The organism is Burkholderia sp. PU8-34, from assembly GCF_053427725.1.
In genome coordinates this window covers 209,233-226,401 of record NZ_JBSAXC010000008.1, presented here as the reverse complement: position 1 = coordinate 226,401, position 17,169 = coordinate 209,233, and the positions used below count along the sequence as shown (strand labels likewise).

The 17,169-nt window shown below is 67.9% G+C and carries 19 protein-coding genes; 12 read left to right on the top strand and 7 right to left on the bottom strand.

Annotated features, from left to right (window positions below):
• Positions 1–316: 316 nt before the first annotated feature.
• From ACV22Z_RS20620 to ACV22Z_RS20600, 5 genes are all read left to right on the top strand, one after another.
• Complete coding sequence (locus tag ACV22Z_RS20620) at positions 317–823, top strand: DUF1993 domain-containing protein (protein WP_448078141.1); 507 nt, start codon at positions 317–319, stop codon at positions 821–823.
• A gap of 248 nt (positions 824–1,071) precedes the next feature.
• On the top strand, positions 1,072–2,217 hold the full coding sequence (gene ribBA / locus ACV22Z_RS20615; RefSeq protein WP_448078140.1) for a bifunctional 3,4-dihydroxy-2-butanone-4-phosphate synthase/GTP cyclohydrolase II: 1,146 nt from the start codon (positions 1,072–1,074) through the stop codon (positions 2,215–2,217).
• A gap of 54 nt (positions 2,218–2,271) precedes the next feature.
• Positions 2,272–2,787, top strand: a complete 516-nt coding sequence (ribH, locus tag ACV22Z_RS20610) for a 6,7-dimethyl-8-ribityllumazine synthase (RefSeq protein WP_448078139.1) — start codon at positions 2,272–2,274, stop codon at positions 2,785–2,787.
• Entirely contained in the window at positions 2,784–3,221 is a 438-nt protein-coding gene (nusB, locus tag ACV22Z_RS20605; protein WP_448078138.1) for a transcription antitermination factor NusB, read from the top strand. Before ribH ends, nusB begins: the two co-directional genes overlap by 4 nt.
• A gap of 86 nt (positions 3,222–3,307) precedes the next feature.
• Positions 3,308–4,504, top strand: coding sequence for a pyridoxal phosphate-dependent aminotransferase (locus ACV22Z_RS20600; RefSeq protein WP_448078137.1), 1,197 nt, complete (start codon positions 3,308–3,310; stop codon positions 4,502–4,504).
• Between the two features lie 193 nt (positions 4,505–4,697).
• Here ACV22Z_RS20600 and ACV22Z_RS20595 read toward each other — a convergent pair whose 3' ends face one another.
• Positions 4,698–5,807, bottom strand: a complete 1,110-nt coding sequence (locus ACV22Z_RS20595; protein WP_448078136.1) for a transglycosylase SLT domain-containing protein — start codon at positions 5,805–5,807, stop codon at positions 4,698–4,700.
• Positions 5,808–6,400: 593 nt separating this feature from the next.
• Here ACV22Z_RS20595 and ACV22Z_RS20590 point away from each other — a divergent pair.
• Both ACV22Z_RS20590 and ACV22Z_RS20585 read left to right on the top strand, forming a co-directional pair.
• The gene (locus ACV22Z_RS20590) at positions 6,401–7,957 is read left to right on the top strand and encodes a UbiD family decarboxylase (RefSeq protein ID WP_448078135.1); all 1,557 of its coding nucleotides are present in this window, start codon (positions 6,401–6,403) and stop codon (positions 7,955–7,957) included.
• Positions 7,958–8,001: 44 nt separating this feature from the next.
• Positions 8,002–8,673, top strand: coding sequence for a LysE family translocator (locus tag ACV22Z_RS20585; protein ID WP_448078134.1), 672 nt, complete (start codon positions 8,002–8,004; stop codon positions 8,671–8,673).
• A 79-nt stretch (positions 8,674–8,752) separates the two neighbouring features.
• On the opposite strand, the gene ACV22Z_RS20580 is transcribed toward ACV22Z_RS20585, so the two are convergent.
• Positions 8,753–9,721, bottom strand: coding sequence for a threo-3-hydroxy-L-aspartate ammonia-lyase (locus ACV22Z_RS20580; protein ID WP_448078133.1), 969 nt, complete (start codon positions 9,719–9,721; stop codon positions 8,753–8,755).
• Positions 9,722–9,866: 145 nt separating this feature from the next.
• Complete coding sequence (locus tag ACV22Z_RS20575; protein WP_448078132.1) at positions 9,867–10,166, bottom strand: hypothetical protein; 300 nt, start codon at positions 10,164–10,166, stop codon at positions 9,867–9,869.
• Positions 10,167–10,670: 504 nt separating this feature from the next.
• Here ACV22Z_RS20575 and ACV22Z_RS20570 point away from each other — a divergent pair.
• Together ACV22Z_RS20570 and ACV22Z_RS20565 are read left to right on the top strand one after the other, a co-directional pair.
• Positions 10,671–11,600: a Rossmann-like and DUF2520 domain-containing protein gene (locus ACV22Z_RS20570; protein ID WP_448078131.1), complete on the top strand. Its 930-nt coding sequence runs from the start codon at positions 10,671–10,673 to the stop codon at positions 11,598–11,600.
• A gap of 77 nt (positions 11,601–11,677) precedes the next feature.
• Positions 11,678–12,241 carry a YggT family protein gene (locus tag ACV22Z_RS20565; RefSeq protein WP_448078130.1) on the top strand — a complete coding sequence of 188 codons (564 nt, stop codon included), beginning with the start codon at positions 11,678–11,680 and terminating at the stop codon, positions 12,239–12,241.
• 91 nt (positions 12,242–12,332) lie between these two features.
• Here ACV22Z_RS20565 and ACV22Z_RS20560 read toward each other — a convergent pair whose 3' ends face one another.
• Both ACV22Z_RS20560 and crcB read right to left on the bottom strand, forming a co-directional pair.
• Positions 12,333–12,683: a DUF190 domain-containing protein gene (locus tag ACV22Z_RS20560; RefSeq protein WP_448078129.1), complete on the bottom strand. Its 351-nt coding sequence runs from the start codon at positions 12,681–12,683 to the stop codon at positions 12,333–12,335.
• Positions 12,684–12,730: 47 nt separating this feature from the next.
• Entirely contained in the window at positions 12,731–13,117 is a 387-nt protein-coding gene (gene crcB / locus ACV22Z_RS20555; protein ID WP_448078128.1) for a fluoride efflux transporter CrcB, read from the bottom strand.
• A 472-nt stretch (positions 13,118–13,589) separates the two neighbouring features.
• Between crcB and ACV22Z_RS20550 the strand changes: the two genes are divergently transcribed.
• Entirely contained in the window at positions 13,590–14,798 is a 1,209-nt protein-coding gene (locus ACV22Z_RS20550; protein WP_448078127.1) for a S53 family peptidase, read from the top strand.
• 131 nt (positions 14,799–14,929) lie between these two features.
• Here the strand turns inward: ACV22Z_RS20550 and ACV22Z_RS20545 are convergent, their stop codons facing one another.
• The gene (locus ACV22Z_RS20545) at positions 14,930–15,790 is read right to left on the bottom strand and encodes an SIR2 family NAD-dependent protein deacylase (protein WP_448078126.1); all 861 of its coding nucleotides are present in this window, start codon (positions 15,788–15,790) and stop codon (positions 14,930–14,932) included.
• A gap of 13 nt (positions 15,791–15,803) precedes the next feature.
• Positions 15,804–16,007 (bottom strand): hypothetical protein, encoded by a 204-nt coding sequence (locus ACV22Z_RS20540; protein WP_448078125.1) that lies wholly within the window; start codon positions 16,005–16,007, stop codon positions 15,804–15,806.
• A 4-nt stretch (positions 16,008–16,011) separates the two neighbouring features.
• On the opposite strand from ACV22Z_RS20540, the gene ACV22Z_RS20535 reads away from it, so the two are divergent.
• Both ACV22Z_RS20535 and ACV22Z_RS20530 read left to right on the top strand, forming a co-directional pair.
• The gene (locus ACV22Z_RS20535) at positions 16,012–16,623 is read left to right on the top strand and encodes a chromate transporter (RefSeq protein ID WP_448078124.1); all 612 of its coding nucleotides are present in this window, start codon (positions 16,012–16,014) and stop codon (positions 16,621–16,623) included.
• Entirely contained in the window at positions 16,623–17,162 is a 540-nt protein-coding gene (locus ACV22Z_RS20530) for a chromate transporter (protein ID WP_448078123.1), read from the top strand. Before ACV22Z_RS20535 ends, ACV22Z_RS20530 begins: the two co-directional genes overlap by 1 nt.
• Positions 17,163–17,169: the final 7 nt, after the last annotated feature.

The following is a 17,169-nucleotide window of genomic DNA, read 5'->3' as shown; positions in this document are numbered from 1 at the left end:
GGACGTGTGCGCGCATTCTAACCGGTACGTGCGGCCGATCGCGACTCGTCCGTCCGGCCAGGCGCGCTTGTCGGCCCCGCTTGCCGTCCCCGCTTGCCGTCCCCGCTTGCCGTCCCCGCTTGTAGCCCCCGCTGGCCCCGCTTGTGGCCCTGATTGCGATCCCGATGACCAACCTTGCCCGTTCGGCCATCGTCACGCACGCGCGATGCTGCCGCGCTATGATGCTGCAGCGGCCATTTCGCCGCCTCATTGCACCACGCGCCGGGCTCCATTGCGTGCCGGCGCGCGCACGATCGTCCCCTTCGAGGAACCGTCCATGTCCATTTCGATGTACCAGGCCTCGGTGCCTGTCCTGATCCGCGGCCTGACAAACCTGCAGCACATTCTCGGCAAGGCCCAGGCGCATGCGGCCGAAAAGCAGATCGATCCGTCGGTGCTGGTCGGCGCCCGCCTGTACCCGGACATGCTGCCGCTCGCGCGCCAGGTCTTCATCGCGACCGACACCGCGAAAGGCTGCGCCGCGCGGCTGGCGGGCGTCGAGATTCCGAGCTACGCGGACGTCGAGCAGACGTTCGACGAACTGCACGCGCGCCTGCAGAAAACGATCGACTTCCTGAAGGGCTTCGACGCGGCGCAGATCGACGGCTCGGAAACGCGCCAGGTCGTACTCAAGATGCGCGTCGGCCCGCTCGAGTTCACGGGCCAGTCGTACCTGCTGGATTTCGTGCTGCCGAACTTCTTCTTCCACGTGACGACCGCATACGACATCCTGCGTCACAACGGCGTCGAACTCGGCAAGCTCGACTACCTCGGGCGGCCGTAAGGCCATGCGCCGGCCACGTGCAACCGGGGCCGGCCGCACAGCATGACCGCGCAAACGCTCCGCCTGAGCAACCGGCGCCCCGCGCCGAGGCTGAAGCACCGGTTACGCCGGAGGGTCGGCGGGCCGGCCCGGCGCCCGTCGTGCCGGCGTTTTCGGCACCCGGCGCCACCGCTGCCGCCCGCGCGAGCCGAAACCCGGCCCGGCTGGCGTAAAATACGCACTTTCCTCTTTCTCGCCCCTCCCCCTTTATGACGCTCGCCTCCACGCCCGACATCATTGCCGAGCTGAAAGCCGGCCGGATGGTGATCCTGGTCGACGAAGAAGACCGCGAAAACGAAGGCGATCTGGTGATCGCCGCCGAATTCATTACGCCGGAAGCGATCAACTTCATGGCGAAGTTCGGCCGCGGCCTGATTTGTCTGACGTTGACGCAGGAACGCTGCAAGCAGCTGCACCTGCCGCTGATGACGTACCGCAACGGCACGCAGTACGGCACCGCGTTCACGGTCAGCATCGAAGCGGCCGAAGGCGTGACGACCGGGATCTCGGCCGCCGACCGCGCGCACACGATCGCCACGGCGGTCGCGCACGACGTGCGCCCCGAGCAGATCGTGCAGCCGGGCCACGTGTTCCCGATCATGGCGCAGCCGGGCGGCGTGCTCGTACGTGCCGGCCACACCGAAGCCGGCTGCGACTTCACCGCGCTTGCCGGCCTCACGCCCGCCGCGGTGATCTGCGAGATCATCAAGGACGACGGGACGATGGCCCGCCTGCCGGACCTGATCGAATTCGCGAAGGAACACGGCCTGATGATCGGCACGATCGCCGACCTGATCCATTACCGCAGCCGCACCGAGTCGATCATCGAGCGCGTCGCCGAGCGCATGATGCAGACCGCGCACGGCACGTTCCGCGCGGTGCTGTACCGCGACCAGCCGACCGGCTCGCCGCACATCGCGCTGGTGCGCGGCACGCCGTCGCCGGATCGCGACACGCCAGTACGCGTGCACGAGCCGCTGTCGGTCCTCGACCTGCTCGAGACCGGCACGTCAACGCACTCGTGGACACTCGACGCCGCGATGCGCGAGATCGCGCAGCGCGACCACGGCGTGATCGTGCTGCTCAACTGCGGCGATACGAAGGAACATCTGGTCGACGTCTTCAAGGCGTTCGACGAGGAAGAGAAGGCCGCGGCGCTGAAGCGCCGGCCGGTCGATTTCAAGACGTTCGGCATCGGCGCGCAGATCCTGCGCGATGTCGGCGTCAGCAAGATGCAGGTGCTGTCGAATCCGCGCAAGCTGGGCAGCATGTCCGGCTACGGCCTCGAAGTCACGGGCTTCGTGCCGATGCCCGGCGGCGAAGCCAAGGCCTGCGGCTCGACGCCGCACGCGTAATCCGTCACGGCATTTTCGCCTTATAACCGTTCATCCACACCACGGACAAAGATCATGGAAATCGGACAATACCAACCGAATCTCGAGGGCGACGGCCTGCGTATCGGCATCGTGCAATCGCGCTTCAACGAGCCCGTGTGCAACGGCCTCGCGGACGCATGCGTCGAAGAGCTCGAACGCCTCGGCGTCACCGGCGAAGACGTGCTGCTCGTGTCGGTGCCCGGCGCGCTGGAAATCCCGCTCGCGCTGCAGAAGCTCGCGGAAAGCGGCCAGTTCGACGCGCTGATCGCGCTCGGCGCGGTGATCCGCGGCGAGACCTACCACTTCGAGCTTGTGTCGAACGAGAGCGGCGCGGGCATCACCCGCATCGGCCTCGACTTCAACCTGCCGATCGCGAACGCTGTCCTGACGACCGAAACCGACGAGCAGGCCGTCGCACGCATGACCGAGAAGGGTCGTGACGCGGCGCGCGTCGCAGTCGAGATGGCCAATCTGACGATGGCGCTCGACCAGCTCGGCGACGAGGAAGACGAAGAAGAAGACGAAGACGACGAAGAGGAGCGCGCATGAAGAAGAGCGCCCGCCGACAATCGCGCGAGCTGGCGACGCAAGGCCTGTATCAATGGCTGCTGTCGAACGCGTCCGCAGGCGAGATCGACGCGCAACTGCGCGGCGCGCTGGGTTACGACAAGGCCGACAAGGACCTGCTCGATGCAATCCTGAACGGCGTGATCCGCGAGCATGCAACGCTTGCCGAAGCGCTGACGCCCTGCCTCGACCGTCCGATCGACCAGCTTTCCCCGATCGAACGGGCCGTGTTGCTGATCGCGACGTTCGAGCTCACGCACCACATCGAAACGCCGTATCGCGTGATCATCAATGAAGCGGTCGAGCTGACCAAGACGTTCGGCGGCTCCGACGGTTACAAGTACGTAAACGGCGTGCTCGACAAGCTCGCCGCGCAATTGCGCCCCGCCGAAACGCAGGCGCGCCGCAACGGCTGATCCTCGACGGGCGCGCATGCGCCCGTTTTTTTCGGCCGCTTTATTTTTCCGCTCTTTCGTTTGACGCCCCCTCTCCCGACCGACCGATGAATACCACCGCCGATTCGCTCGTCACGCTCGCTGCACGCGTCGACGCGATCCAGCCGTTTTACGTGATGGAACTGATGAAGGAAGCGCAGCGGCTCGAAGCCGCAGGCCGCGACATCATCCACATGGGCATCGGCGAGCCGGACTTCACCGCGCCGGAACCGGTTGTCGAGGCTGCCGCGGCGGCACTGCGCCGCGGTGTCACGCAGTATACGAGCGCGCTCGGCATCGCGCCGCTGCGCGAGGCGATCGCCGCGCACTATGCGCGCGCGTACGGGCTCACGATCAGCCCCGAGCGGATCGTCGTGACGGCCGGCGCGTCCGCCGCGTTGCTGCTCGCGTGCCTTGCGCTCGTCGGCCGCGACGACGAGGTGCTGATGCCGGACCCGTCGTACCCGTGCAACCGGCACTTCGTCGCGGCGGCCGAAGGCCGTCCGGTGCTCGTGCCGAGCGGCCCGGCCGCACGCTTCCAGCTAACCGCGGACGACGTCCGCCGGCTGTGGGGCGACAAGACCCGCGGCGTGCTGCTGGCGTCGCCGTCGAACCCGACCGGCACGTCGCTCGAACCCGACGAGATGAAGCGGATAGTGGAAGCCGTGCGTGCACGCGGCGGCTTCACGATCGTCGACGAGATCTACCAGGGGCTCAGCTACGACGCGCCGCCCGTGTCGGCACTGTCGTTCGGCGACGACGTCGTCACCGTCAACAGCTTCTCGAAATACTTCAGCATGACCGGCTGGCGGCTCGGCTGGCTCGTCGTACCGCCGGCGCTCGTCGGCATCTTCGAGAAGCTCGCGCAGAACCTGTTCATCTGCCCGTCCGCGCTCGCGCAGCATGCGGCGCTCGCGTGCTTCGAGCCCGAGGCGCTCGACATCTACGAAGCGCGCCGCCTCGAATTCAAGCGGCGCCGCGATTTCATCGCGCCCGCGCTCGAAACGCTCGGCTTCACGGTGCCCGTGATGCCTGACGGCGCGTTCTACGTGTACGCGCACTGCGGCGGCGTCGCCCACCCGGCGGCCGGCGACAGCGCGGCGCTCACGCAGGCGATGCTGCACGATGCCGGCGTCGTGCTCGTGCCGGGGATGGATTTCGGCGTGCATGCGCCGCGCGACTATATCCGGCTGTCTTATGCGACCGCCTACTCGCGGCTCGAAGAAGCCGTCGAGCGGCTCGCGACGCTGTTCAAGCTGCGCTGACCGGCCATGCGGCCGCGATCGGCACGAGCGAGCCGCATGCCGTTCTGAAATACAAAACGCCCGATGCAATGCATCGGGCGTCTCAGTGAACCAGGACTGTCAACCTGTTTCAGGACGGGTCACGCGCAACAAAAAAGCACCCGCTCGGGTGCTTTTTTCGTTTTCGCCGAACCGGAATCGCGTGAATCGATCGTTACGCGCCCAGTTCCGAGTGATCGGCATGCGACTGCTTGGCGGTGTCGACGCTGGCGTCGTCCTGCTGCGGCGTCTTCGGCGCGGCCGTCTTTGCCGACAGCGGCTGCGCGGCCTCGAGCGTCACGTGCACGCGCTTCGCGCCGCCCGCCGCGGCCGTCGTCGCCGCGGCCGTGACGATCTTCGCCGGAGCATGCGGCGCATTGACCGGCACGCTGCGGCCGTGCGCGACATCGCGCAGGCGCCCGCGCTCGGCCATCACCTTCGAGCTGTAGCCGTTGTCGTCCGGATTCGTCGAGCCGTTGTACATGCGCAGGCCGCTGGCGAGCGAGCCGCCGCGTGCGATGCAATCCTTCAGCACGAGCGCGCCGACCTGCAGGTTCGCGAGCGGCTGCAGCGCGGTATCCGTGCCGCCGAAATACTCGAACTTGTCGGAGTGGACCTTCGACATTACCTGCATCAGGCCCTTCGCGCCGACGCCGCTCTCGGCATACGGATTGAAGCCCGATTCGATCGCCATCACGGACAGCAGCAGCAGCGGATCGAGACCGATGTCGCGGCCGGTCTGGAACGCGGCCTTGACGAGCTGGCCGACCGGCTCCTGCGCAACGCGGTAGCGGCGCGACAGGTAGGTCGCGACGAGCGCCTGTTCGCGGTTCGACGCGAGTGAGCGGTCGTCGCGCGCATCGGCGGGCACACGCTGGGACGGAATCAGCTTGGCCAGCGAAACCGGCGACTGGCCGTTGTGGGACTCATCGGCGTCGTTCTGCGCGACGGCATCCGACGCAACGTCGAGACCGACCGCAAGCGCGTCGGTCTCCGGGGTGTCGTCCTGCTGCGGCTGCACGCCCGCAGGCGCGAAACTCGGCAGCGGATGACCGGTCAGCAAGCGCGCCGGACCGGCCTGCACGGCCGCGGACACGGCCGGCATCAGCTTCGCGGCGAGCGTGCCGCGCACGGTTGGCAACAGCCACAACGCGAGCGCAACCCCAACAGCGAGACAGCCTACGACGCTGAATAAATGGTGACTGACACGCGTCCCGCGACGCAGCACTGCACGCACGACGTGCGTGTGCCGCTCACTGGGACGCCACGATAACCAAGCGTTCATTCAGATCTCCCATGAACATGATTCGTGCGGCTCGCTCGGCTCGATGGCGAGACAGAATGCGTGCCGCGGAATCACGACGCCGCACGTCTTGGTCTGGACGGCAGGCATCGGAGAAACGGTAAAAGTACCGTTCGAGGCCACGGCAAAAACAGGGCCGGCGCCTTCATATCCATATGAAGGCGGGCAAACGCGGTGGCACTCACGCAAAAAACCAGCGTCAGGAGGCGCTGGCTGTGACTACGACAAGAACCGTCGACAAGCCGTGCAGGTTCCGGCAGACGGTGACGCGCTGCGTCAAAAGATCGGTGATTGGCGGCTCGAAGCCTTTTACCCTGCAACCAATGTCAGCGGATTCTAACAGGGTTTTATAGATCGTCAACACTATAAAAACTAAAAATCATAACAAAAAGTAATATTCGTGAGCCCTTCAGAACCGCGAGGCCCCTGCCGAAGCGGGTTTGCGCGCCGTCAACTTTTTTCGTGTCCGGCAGCCACGCGGCGGGCCGGGTAAAATCGTCGGTCGATTCGGGGCCGCAGCCGGCGGCTGCGCCCGCCCATCGCTGCCCGTCACGCGGGTGGCCCGGACCTTGTTCATGAAATACAAAGACTTACGCGATTTCATCCAGCGCCTCGAGGCGCTCGGCGAACTGCGGCGCGTCACGCAGCCCGTGTCGCCCGTGCTCGAAATGACCGAGCTGTGCGACCGCGTGCTGCGCGCCGGCGGCCCCGCGCTGCTGTTCGATGCCCCACCGCCCTACGCGTTCCCGGTGCTCGGCAACCTGTTCGGCACGCCGCGGCGCGTCGCGCTCGGCATGGGTGTCGATGCGGGCGACGATGCCGCGCTCGACTCGCTGCGCGACCTCGGGCGCCTGTTGTCCGCGCTGAAGGAACCCGATCCGCCGAAGAGCCTGAAGGACGCCGGCAAGCTGCTGTCGCTCGCGAAGGCCGTGTGGGACATGGCGCCGAAATCGGTGTCGTCGCCGCCATGCCAGGAAATCGTCTGGGAAGGCCTGGACGTAGACCTCAACAAGCTGCCGATCCAGACCTGCTGGCCCGGCGACGCCGGGCCGCTCGTCACGTGGGGCCTGACGGTCACGCGCGGGCCGAACAAGCCGCGCCAGAACCTCGGCATCTATCGCCAGCAGTTGATCGGCCGCAACAAGCTGATCATGCGCTGGCTCGCCCATCGCGGCGGCGCGCTCGACTTCCGTGAATTCGCGCTGCGCAATCCCGGCAAGCCGTATCCGGTCGCCGTCGTGCTCGGCGCCGATCCCGCGACCACGCTCGGCGCGGTGACGCCGGTGCCCGATTCGCTGTCCGAATACCAGTTCGCAGGCCTGTTGCGCGGCAGCCGCACCGAGCTCGCAAAGTGCCTGACGCCCGGCGTCGACACGCTGCAGGTGCCGGCGCGCGCGGAGATCGTGCTCGAAGGCTTCATCTACCCGCAGGAAGGCGCACCGGCGCCGGCCCCCGCCGGCGCGCCGGCACGCCCGGCGAACACGCCGTCTGCCGCGTACGAGCACGCGCTCGAAGGGCCGTATGGCGACCACACGGGCTACTACAACGAGCAGGAGTGGTTCCCGGTGTTCACGGTCGAGCGCATCACGATGCGCCGCGACGCGATCTACCACTCGACCTACACCGGCAAACCGCCCGACGAACCCGCGGTGCTCGGTGTCGCGCTGAACGAAGTGTTCGTGCCGCTGTTGCAGAAGCAGTTCTCCGAAATCACCGACTTCTACCTGCCGCCGGAGGGCTGCAGCTACCGGATGGCCATCGTCCAGATGAAGAAGAGCTACGCGGGCCATGCGAAGCGCGTGATGTTCGGCGTGTGGAGCTTCCTGCGGCAGTTCATGTATACGAAGTTCATCGTCGTAGTCGACGAGGACGTGAACATCCGCGACTGGAAGGAAGTGATCTGGGCGATCACGACGCGCGTCGATCCGGTGCGCGACACCGTGATGGTCGACAGCACGCCGATCGACTACCTGGATTTCGCGTCGCCCGTCGCGGGCCTCGGCTCGAAGATGGGGCTCGACGCGACCAACAAGTGGCCCGGCGAGACGTCCCGCGAATGGGGCCGCCCGATCGAGATGGACGCGGCCGTGAAGACGCGCGTCGATCAGCTCTGGCGCGAGCTCGGCCTGTAAGGACCCGCGCCGCCCGATTCCCGACACCACAACAAGAAAAAACGATGAGCTTTCCGCCCGCTTCGATGATGTCCGACGGCTTCTTCCTGTCGCTGTCGCTTTGTCTCGACATTGGCCTCGTGAACGTCGCGATGCTGTCGCTCACGCTGTCGCACGGGTTCCGGCCGGGCTTCTGGCTCGGCGTCGGCTCGTGCGTCGGCGATCTCGTCTATGCGGCGCTCGCGCTCGCCGGGATGGCCGTGCTGCTGCAGTTCGAGGCGGTGCGCTGGGTGGTGTGGATCGGCGGCGGCGCGGTGCTGCTGTTCCTGACGTGGAAAATGGCACGCGAAGCGCTGGCGCCGGCCAAGGCGTCAGGCGATGACGGCGCGGGGGATGCGACGCCGCCCCGCGCGAGCGCGCGGCGCAGCTTCATGCGCGGGATGCTGCTCGCGATGTCGTCGCCGAGCGCGATCCTGTGGTTCGCGGCGGTCGGCGGCGCGCTGATCGCGAAGGCCGGCGCGACCACGCCGGCGACCGCGTCGGTGTTCCTGTCAGGCTTCTTCCTCGGTGGCCTCGCGTGGACCCTCTTCATGTGCACGCTCGCGAGCCAGGGCCGCAAGCGCGCGGGCCCCGGGCTGATGCGCGCATGCCACGTCGCGTCGGCGCTGCTGTTCGCGTATTTCTCGTACAGCGTGATCGTCGGCGGCTATCGCGACCTGATGGTGCACGCGGCCTGAACGGGCACGCGATTTCATCCGGCGCGCGCAGCAACGCATGCCATCGCGCGTGCCACGACGCGCGCCCCGCCTTGCCGCCTCAGCTGTGCAGGAATTCCGCGTAGCGCGCGAGATCGACGTTGCCGCCGCTCACCAGTACGCCGACCCGCTTGCCCTCGACCGGCAGTACGCCGTCGAGCACCGCCGCGGCGGCGAGGCAGCCGGTCGGTTCGACGACCATCTTCATCCGCTGCGCGAAGAAGCGCATCGTTTCGACGAGTTGCGCGTCGCTGACCGTGACGATCTGCTCGACGAGCCGCTGGATGATCGGAAAGTTGTACGCACCCAGGTGCGTCGATGCGGCGCCGTCCGCGATCGTGCGCGGCGCCGCGATATGCACGACCTCGCCGCGCGCGAGCGACTGCTGGCCGTCGTTGCCGGCTTCCGGCTCGACGCCGACGATCCGGCAGCCCGGCGACAGCGCGGCGGCCGACAGCGCGCTGCCCGCGAGCAGCCCGCCGCCGCCGAGGCACACGACGAGCAGGTCGAGCGGCCCGGTTTCCTCGATCAGTTCCTTCACCGCCGTGCCCTGGCCCGCGATCACGTGCGGGTGGTCGTACGGCGGAATCAGCGTCATCCCGCGCTCCTGCGCGAGCCGCGCACCGATCTCCTCGCGGTTTTCCGTATAGCGGTCGTAGGTGATCACTTCGCCGCCGTAGCCGCGCGTCGCTTCGACCTTCGCGGCAGGCGCGTCGTGCGGCATCACGATCGTCGCGCGGATGCCGGCGAGCTTCGCCGCGAGCGCGATCGCCTGCGCGTGGTTACCCGACGAGTAGGTGAGGACGCCGGCCTTGCGCTGCTCGGCATCGAAATGGGCGATCGCGTTGTACGCGCCGCGGAACTTGAACGCGCCCATCCGCTGGAAGTTCTCGCACTTGAAGAACAGTGTCGCGCCGGTGCGCGCGTCGGCGGTACGGGAAGTCAGGACAGGCGTGCGATGCGCGACGCCGTCGAGACGGGCAGCGGCGTCGATCACATCGTCGAAGGTCGGAGCGGGCAGGACAGGCATCGGATTCGGGTGCGGGGTGACGGGGAGGAATCCATTGTCCCAGCTTCGCCGCCCGCTGACGAGCCGCCCCGACAAAAAACGGCGCAGCATCCCGCCAGGGACGCTGCGCCGTTCGCCACGCGCGGTCAAGCCGCGCGGGAATCAATCAGCGGCGCCAGTAGCCGTGGCCGTAGTAGCCATGGTGACGCCAGTACGGACGGCCGTAATACCCGCCATAACCGCCATACCCGCCGACGACTACTGCGGGCGGATAGTAGACCGGCGGCGGCGCATACACGACCGGCGGAGGCGGTTCGTAATACACGGGCGGCGGGGCCGCGTAGACCGGGTACGCAGGCGCAACCGGGATACCGATGCCGACCCCGATCGACACGTGAGCCTGCGCGGCGCTTGCGGCACCCAGGCCCAGCGCGGCGGCGGCGATGAACGGAACGAGCTTCTTCACTTCGATTCTCCTGCTGGAGCGGTATTTTGTGCGCTCCTGTCGGCAACGGCAGGCATGCACGTCGCATGCAAGCAATGTAGCGAAAACCCGGAGCTCACGTATCGGGCATTTGTTGCAAATTGCAATCGCGCGCGCCCGCGAGCCACGCGCCACACGGCACGAGCGTCAACCGCAGGGTGCCGCGGATCGCGTGAATCCGTCCGACCCGACGTGCGCCGTCTGCTGGCGCGGTCAGACTTACCGATTCCGGCAAAAGGCGGGCGCGGGCGTTCGTAATCAACGATTACAAATTTGAGACAGGAACCCGACAGTTCGGGGTCCGGTGCCCGATGGCGCGCCGTTCAGGGTCGGATCGCATGACGCGATGCGTCGCGCATCCCGCCCCGGCGCATCGGTCATGTGCGATCGCGGCAACGACTCGACAGCCGCCGCCCCGCCTTGCCGCGACCGCGCCGGCATTCCTGCGATACTGACGGTCTCCCGGATTTCGCATCGCCCACCGTCATGTCCGTCCCCGACACACCCCGCCTCGGCTTCATCGGCGCCGGCCGCCTCGCGCGCTGCGTCGCACAGCGCTTCGCACAGGCCGGCTTCCCGGTCGTCGCGATCGCGAGCCGCACGCCGGCATCGGCCGCCGCCCTCGCCGCGCGCATCGACGGCTGCCGCGCCGTCGCGACGCCGCAGCAGGTGGTCGACGCGGCCGACCTGATCTTCCTGACCGTCCCCGACGACCACCTCGCGGCAACCGCCGCCGCGCTGCGGTTCGATGCGTCGCGCGCCGCACGGCAGGCGCTCGTGCATTGCAGCGGCGCGTCGGACGTCGGCCTGCTCGACCCCGCCAGACGGCAGGGCGCGGCGACGGGCGGATTCCACCCGCTGTACCTGTTCGGCGGCGGCGACGAAGACCTGACCCGCATCGACGGCTGTTCGGTGACGCTTGAAGCCGACGGCGCACTGCACGCGGCGCTCACGCGCCTCGCGGCCGCACTCGGCTGCCACCCGCTGTCGATTCCGGCAGGCGGCCGCATGCTCTACCACGCCGCCGCGCACTACGCGGCGAGCTTCGCGCTGTGCGGGCTCGCCGAAGCGGTGAACCTGTGGCGCTCGCTCGGCTTCGACGAGGAAGCCGCGCTGCGCGCGCTGCTGCCGATGCTCGCCGGCACGATCGAAACGGCACGCGACAAGGGGCTCGCGAACGCGCTCGCAGGGCCCGTGTCGCGCGGCGACACGGGCATCGTCGAACGCCAGCTCGCGCTGCTCGAGGCGCGCGGCGGCGATCACGCGGCGCTCTACGCGCTGATGACCCGGCGCGCAATCGCGCTCGCGGCGCAGCGCGCGGCGCCGCCCGCGTCGCTGCCGGCGCTCGCGGACGCGGTCGAGGCATCGCTCGCCCGTGCGGCAGCAGCGGCCTCCCCCTCGCGCGACGAGGCGTGATAAGGTGTCGGCCGATGCGCCGCCATCCGGCGTTGGCGGCCGCACGCTACTCGACTGTATAAAAAAGGATGCCAACGATGTTCGGCGATATCGCCCGTTTTCTGCTCAATACCGTCTTCACGCTGTTCGGCGCCGCGCTGCTCCTGCGCGTCTGGATGCAGGCCGTGCGCGTCCCGCCGTACAACCCCGTCACGCAGGCCGTGCTGCAGGCGACCAACTGGCTCGTGCTGCCGCTGCGCCGCGTGATCGCGGGCGTGCGCGGGATCGACTGGGCGAGCGTGGTCGCGGCGCTCGTGACCTCGCTCGTGTACGTCGTCCTGATGATCGTGATGGCGGGCGTCGATCCGACCGCGCTGGCCGCGACGATCGTCGTCGTCGCACTGCTGACCGTCGTGAAATGGGCGCTGAACCTCGTGATCTGGATGACGATCCTGATGGCACTGCTGTCGTGGCTGAACCCGCGCTCGCCGGCGATGCCGATCCTGTACCAGCTCACGGCGCCGTTCCTCAACCCGCTGCGCCGCGTGATCCCGAACCTCGGCGGCCTCGACCTGTCGCCGATCCTGCTGTTCGTGATCGTGCAGGTGCTGCTGATGATCGTGACGCGCGCCGCCGTGTCGCTGACGCTGTTCGGGATCTGACCATGGCGCGCCTGTCGTGCGCCAGCACGACGGCCAGCGCGCGTTCACGCGAATAAATGGATAACGCGCTCGTGCTGGCCGTGAACAGCCGCTAGCCCGCCCGCCCCTGCTCCGCCGGCGCGCCGAGCGTGTCGATCACGCCGAAGCGCGCCGGAATCATCGTGTAGCACACGCGCACCTTCTCGTGGCCGACGCGCTCGAGCAGCCGCTGCGCCTCTTCGTCGGTGACGACGAACTCCACCTCGATCGTCAGCGATCCCTGCAATTCGAAGAACCGGGCCTCGTGCAGCACGCGGTGCTGGCCGAAGCCGGCCATCGCGCGAAACGCCGAACCGCCCGCGACGCCCATCCGGCTCGCCTCCTCGAGCAGCCACTCCCACAGCGGCTTCCAGTGCAGCCGGTGATGCTCGTGCACGTAGAAACGCAACAAGATCCTGTCCATCGCGCGCCTCCTGTGGCGTTCGCGCTCAGATTGCGCTCAGACCGCGCTCAGGCCGCTGCCAGCCACGCGCGGGCCGTCCACATGCCGAGCGCGGTCAACGTGAACGATCCCATCAAGTGTAGGGCAGCCACCGCCAGCGCCCATCCGAACTCGCCCTGCAGCGCGTGCGTCATCACTTCGACGGAGTAGGTCGAGAACGTCGTCAGCCCGCCGAGGAAACCGGTGATCACGAACAGGCGCCACTCGGGCGGCAGGCCCGCCTTCTCGGCGAACACGACAGCGGCGATGCCGATCACGTAGCCGCCGATCAGGTTCGCGGCAAGCGTGCCGAGCGGCACGTCGGGAAAGTATTCGTTGAGCGCGAGACTCAGGAACCAGCGCAGCAGCGCGCCGAGCCCGGCGCCGACGAAGATCGCGACGATCGATTGGAACAAGTGAACGCCTCACTGAGATGCGGCGCGGCGCCCATCGCCGCGCGCGGGAAAGCAGGCTGCTGCCGGCGAGCACCGCCCGCGATGCGCAGCGGCCCGGCGCACGCTGCACTTTATGCGGATTCAGGCCGCGCCGGCAATGCATGCGGCACGAACCGGCGCCCGCCGGATAGCGCAGTCGGCACGCGAACCCGCTGCCATCGATTCGCGGCCGCATGCCATCCGGATTTCCGTCGAATTACGCTGCACATTACGAAATCATTCGAATAAAAGCGATTATCGAGCGGCCACGTAAATATCCATAAATCGATTTCACGGCTTTTATCGATGCCCTGAAAACGCCCATTTCATCTGGCTCGCCCGTATTTTCCCTGATCAGATATTCCCGAATCCTGCCGATATAGCATCCATTCGAATCAGATTATTTCGTAGACTTGATTCGGCCTACCCACTTCATCGGCATGGAGACTCAAAAATGAACAAAACCCGCCTGTCGTCCATGTTGATGCCGGCGCTGTGCGTGTCGATGCTCGCATCGACCGTCGCGTTCGCGCAGGACAACGGACAGTCGTACATCGAAGGCAACCGCGCGCCGAAGGGCTTCGCCCGGCCGCCGTTCCACACGAAGCCGCGCGCGAGCACGGCCGCGGTGTCGGGCCTCACACCCGCGATCGCACGGCACGCGTACGGTTTCGACGCGCTGTCGAATCAGGGCGACGGGATGGTCGTCGCGATCGTCGACGCGTACGACGATCCGAAGATCGAGTCCGACCTCGGCGTGTTCAGCAGCACGTTCTCGCTGCCTGCGTGCACGACGCTGAACGGCTGCTTCACGAAGGTGTACGCGAGCGGCAGCAAGCCGCGGAGCGACGCCGGCTGGTCGCTCGAAATGGCGCTCGACGTCGAATGGGTGCACGCGATCGCGCCGAAGGCGCGGATCGTGCTCGTCGAAGCCGCATCGGCCAGCTTCAACGACCTGATGACCGCGGTCGATGTCGCCGTGAAGCGCGGCGCATCGGTCGTGTCGATGAGTTTCGGCGGCAACGAATTCAGCGGCGAGACCGGCTTCGACAGCCATTTCAAGGCGCCGGGCGTCACGTTCGTCGCGTCGTCCGGTGACAGCGGCACCGGCACCGAGTATCCGGCGGCATCATCGAACGTGCTCGCGGTCGGCGGCACGACGCTGTCCGTCGACGCTTACGGCAACTACATCGGCGAGACGGCGTGGACGGGCAGCGGCGGCGGCGTGAGCAGCCAGCAGGCCGAACCCGCCGGCCAGGCTACGTGGCCGATTCCGGTGGCCGGCAAGCGGGGCGTGCCCGACGTCGGCTACGACGCGAACCCGTCGACCGGGTTCGCCGTCTACGACTCGGTCACCTACCAGCGGCAAGCGGGCTGGTTTCAGGTCGGCGGCACGAGTGCCGGCGCGCCGCAGTGGTCGGCGCTCGTCGCGATCGCGAATTCGCTGCGCACGGCGGCCGGCAAGAGCCGGTTGAGCGCCACCTACAACGCGCTCTATGCCGCCGGAAAAACCGCCTATGGCAGCAACTATCACGACGTCACCACCGGCAGCAACGGCAACTGCGGTTCCATCTGCAACGCGGCGGGCGGCTACGACTACGTGACGGGCCTCGGTTCGCCGGACGCGCCGGCGATCGTGCAGGCGCTCGTCGGCCAGCCGTAGGCGCGGCGACAGTCGATCGCGCCGGGTCACGCGCGGCGCGACGACTGATCAAGACCGTTCACGACTGTTCATGACTGTTCACGACTGTCACGACCGATCACGACGGGTCACGCGCGGCGCGGCGGCGACGTTCAGCCGCGCCGCCACGCCGCATCGAGCGCGGTGAGCGTCGCGAGCGCCCCGCCCTTCAGCCCGATCACATCCGCGCGGCGCGCATGCGCTTCGCGCGCGTTGATGCGGATCACGTCGGCGCCGATCCGCTCGCTCAACAGGCGCACGGTCGGAATCGCCGTGCCCGCGCCGACTTCGACGACAACGACACGCCCGGCCCCGGCAAGCCAGTCCTCGAGCGCGCGCTGCTGCGCGTCGTAATGCGCGCCGATCCATCCGGCGTCGCCGAACATCAGGATGTTGGGCCGCGCGATTCCGCCGCAGTGCGGGCACGCGGGCATGTCGCCGACGAGGCGGCAGGTCGCTTCGTCGACGACCGGCACGATTGCGTCCGCTGTCCACGTGTGTTCCGTGCATGGGCGCAGGCACTGCAACGCGTGGATCGAGCCGTGAATCTCGACGATGCGCGCCGGATCGAACCCGGCCTTCTGGAACTGTCCGTCGACGTTGCTCGTCAGCACGAAGCCGCCGTTCGGCATCGCGTCGATCCAGCGGCGCAGGATCGCGAAACCGGCATGCGGGATCGTCGATCGGTACAGCGCGAGGCGATGGCCGTAGAAGCCCCACGCGAGCGGCGCACGCGCGCGGAAGGCCTGCGGCGACGCGATCTCGTGGAATTCGAAACGCTCGTGGCGCAGCGCGGGGTACGCGCGCCAGAAGCCGTCCGTGCCGCGGAAGTCCGGCAGGCCGGAATCGACGCCCATGCCGGCGCCGGCCGTGACGAGCAATGCATCGGCGCGGGACAGCGCATCGATGGCGGCAGTGACGAGATGCGCGGGAAGCGGCGGTTCGGTGAGGGCGGCGGAATCGGTGGGCGGCATCGTGGTTCGGTCGTCAGCGGCGAACGTCGAGGCGTTCGCCGTCGCGATCATACTTCAAGCATTCGATCGTCACCGTCAGCGCGGCCGCGATGGTGGCGGCCACTCGCTTCAGCGACGCCGGCCGCGCGGTCCGGCCTTCATCCGTGGATTCGCCGGAACTGCGCCGCAACCATGGAACTCGGTAAGATGACTCGCTCAGCGCCTTCTCGAACGCCAACGCAATGTCCTCGCCCCGCCCCGCGCCCGATTCGTCCGCGCCGCCGTCGCACCCTGCCCCGCGCCCCGGTGTGGCCAAGCTCTTCCTGACCTTCGCGCAAATCGGCCTGACCAGCTTCGGCGGCGGCCTGAGCGGACGGATGATGCGCGATCTCGTCCACGAGCGGCACTGGCTCGACGAAGAGGCGTTCCTGAACGGTCTCGCGCTGTCGCAGGCGCTGCCGGGCGTCAACGTGAAGAATCTCGCGATCTGGATCGGCTACCGCCTGTGCGGATGGCGCGGCGCCGTTGCCGGGTTCGCCGGCATCATCGTGCCGCCGGCCGTGCTGATCGTGCTGTTCGGCGTCGCGTTCTCGACGCTCACACGGTTCCCGCTGACCCACGTCGCACTCGCCGGTGCGGCCGCCGCCGCGATCGGGTTGTCGATCTCGATGGCGCTTACCGCCGTGCGCCGGCTGCCGCGCCGCACGCTGCCGTTCGTCGTGATGGCACTCACGTTCGTGTCGGTCGCCGTGCTGCATTGGCCGCTCGTGTGGACGGTCTTGATCGGCGGCGGCGCAAGCGTCGCGCTCGAATACCGGCGCGTGGCCGCCGCGTCGCCCCGGAATGAACGCTGATGACGGCCACCTCCCGCTACGTGTCGCTGTTCGCGGTGTTCGCGCCGCTGTCGATCGCAACGATCGGCGGCGGACAGGCGATCATCGCGGATGTCCAGCGCCAGGTCGTCGACGTCCATCACTGGATGACGGCCACGCAGTTCGTCAACGACTTTGCGATCGCGCGGATGGCGCCCGGCCCCGGCTCGCTGCTCGCGACGCTGATCGGCTGGCAGGTGGCGGGCTTCTGGGGCGCGGTGATCGCGACGCTCGCACTGTTCGGCCCGACCGCGTTCCTGATCTACGGCGTCGCACACATGTGGCGGCGGCACCAGGGCGCCCGCTGGCAGATCGCGCTCGAAGCCGGACTGCGGCCGGTGGCGGCCGGCATGATCCTCGCGTCGGTCTGGGTGCTGCTGCAAGGCCTCGACGGAGGGTGGATCGCGCGCGCGCTGGCAGTTGTCTCCGCCGTGTGCGTGATGCGTACGCGCATTCATGCGATCGCGTTGATCGCGGCGGGCGCAGCGCTGTTCGTCGCGTTGCGACTGATCGGACATTGACGTGGGC

What these genes read in the sequence shown, in the direction of transcription:
- ACV22Z_RS20535 (WP_448078124.1), top strand. Translation starts at nt 16,012, where the DNA reads ATGTCCTCGCCCCGCCCCGCGCCCGATTCGTCCGCGCCGCCGTCGCAC.
- ACV22Z_RS20590 (WP_448078135.1), top strand. Translation starts at nt 6,401, where the DNA reads ATGAAATACAAAGACTTACGCGATTTCATCCAGCGCCTCGAGGCGCTC.
- ACV22Z_RS20530 (WP_448078123.1), top strand. Translation starts at nt 16,623, where the DNA reads ATGACGGCCACCTCCCGCTACGTGTCGCTGTTCGCGGTGTTCGCGCCG.
- ACV22Z_RS20580 (WP_448078133.1), bottom strand. Translation starts at nt 9,721, where the DNA reads ATGCCTGTCCTGCCCGCTCCGACCTTCGACGATGTGATCGACGCCGCT.
- ACV22Z_RS20565 (WP_448078130.1), top strand. Translation starts at nt 11,678, where the DNA reads ATGTTCGGCGATATCGCCCGTTTTCTGCTCAATACCGTCTTCACGCTG.
- ACV22Z_RS20545 (WP_448078126.1), bottom strand. Translation starts at nt 15,790, where the DNA reads ATGCCGCCCACCGATTCCGCCGCCCTCACCGAACCGCCGCTTCCCGCG.
- ACV22Z_RS20585 (WP_448078134.1), top strand. Translation starts at nt 8,002, where the DNA reads ATGAGCTTTCCGCCCGCTTCGATGATGTCCGACGGCTTCTTCCTGTCG.
- ACV22Z_RS20550 (WP_448078127.1), top strand. Translation starts at nt 13,590, where the DNA reads ATGAACAAAACCCGCCTGTCGTCCATGTTGATGCCGGCGCTGTGCGTG.
- nusB (WP_448078138.1), top strand. Translation starts at nt 2,784, where the DNA reads ATGAAGAAGAGCGCCCGCCGACAATCGCGCGAGCTGGCGACGCAAGGC.
- ACV22Z_RS20600 (WP_448078137.1), top strand. Translation starts at nt 3,308, where the DNA reads ATGAATACCACCGCCGATTCGCTCGTCACGCTCGCTGCACGCGTCGAC.
- ACV22Z_RS20570 (WP_448078131.1), top strand. Translation starts at nt 10,671, where the DNA reads ATGTCCGTCCCCGACACACCCCGCCTCGGCTTCATCGGCGCCGGCCGC.
- ACV22Z_RS20560 (WP_448078129.1), bottom strand. Translation starts at nt 12,683, where the DNA reads ATGGACAGGATCTTGTTGCGTTTCTACGTGCACGAGCATCACCGGCTG.
- ACV22Z_RS20620 (WP_448078141.1), top strand. Translation starts at nt 317, where the DNA reads ATGTCCATTTCGATGTACCAGGCCTCGGTGCCTGTCCTGATCCGCGGC.
- ribBA (WP_448078140.1), top strand. Translation starts at nt 1,072, where the DNA reads ATGACGCTCGCCTCCACGCCCGACATCATTGCCGAGCTGAAAGCCGGC.
- ACV22Z_RS20595 (WP_448078136.1), bottom strand. Translation starts at nt 5,807, where the DNA reads ATGAACGCTTGGTTATCGTGGCGTCCCAGTGAGCGGCACACGCACGTC.
- ribH (WP_448078139.1), top strand. Translation starts at nt 2,272, where the DNA reads ATGGAAATCGGACAATACCAACCGAATCTCGAGGGCGACGGCCTGCGT.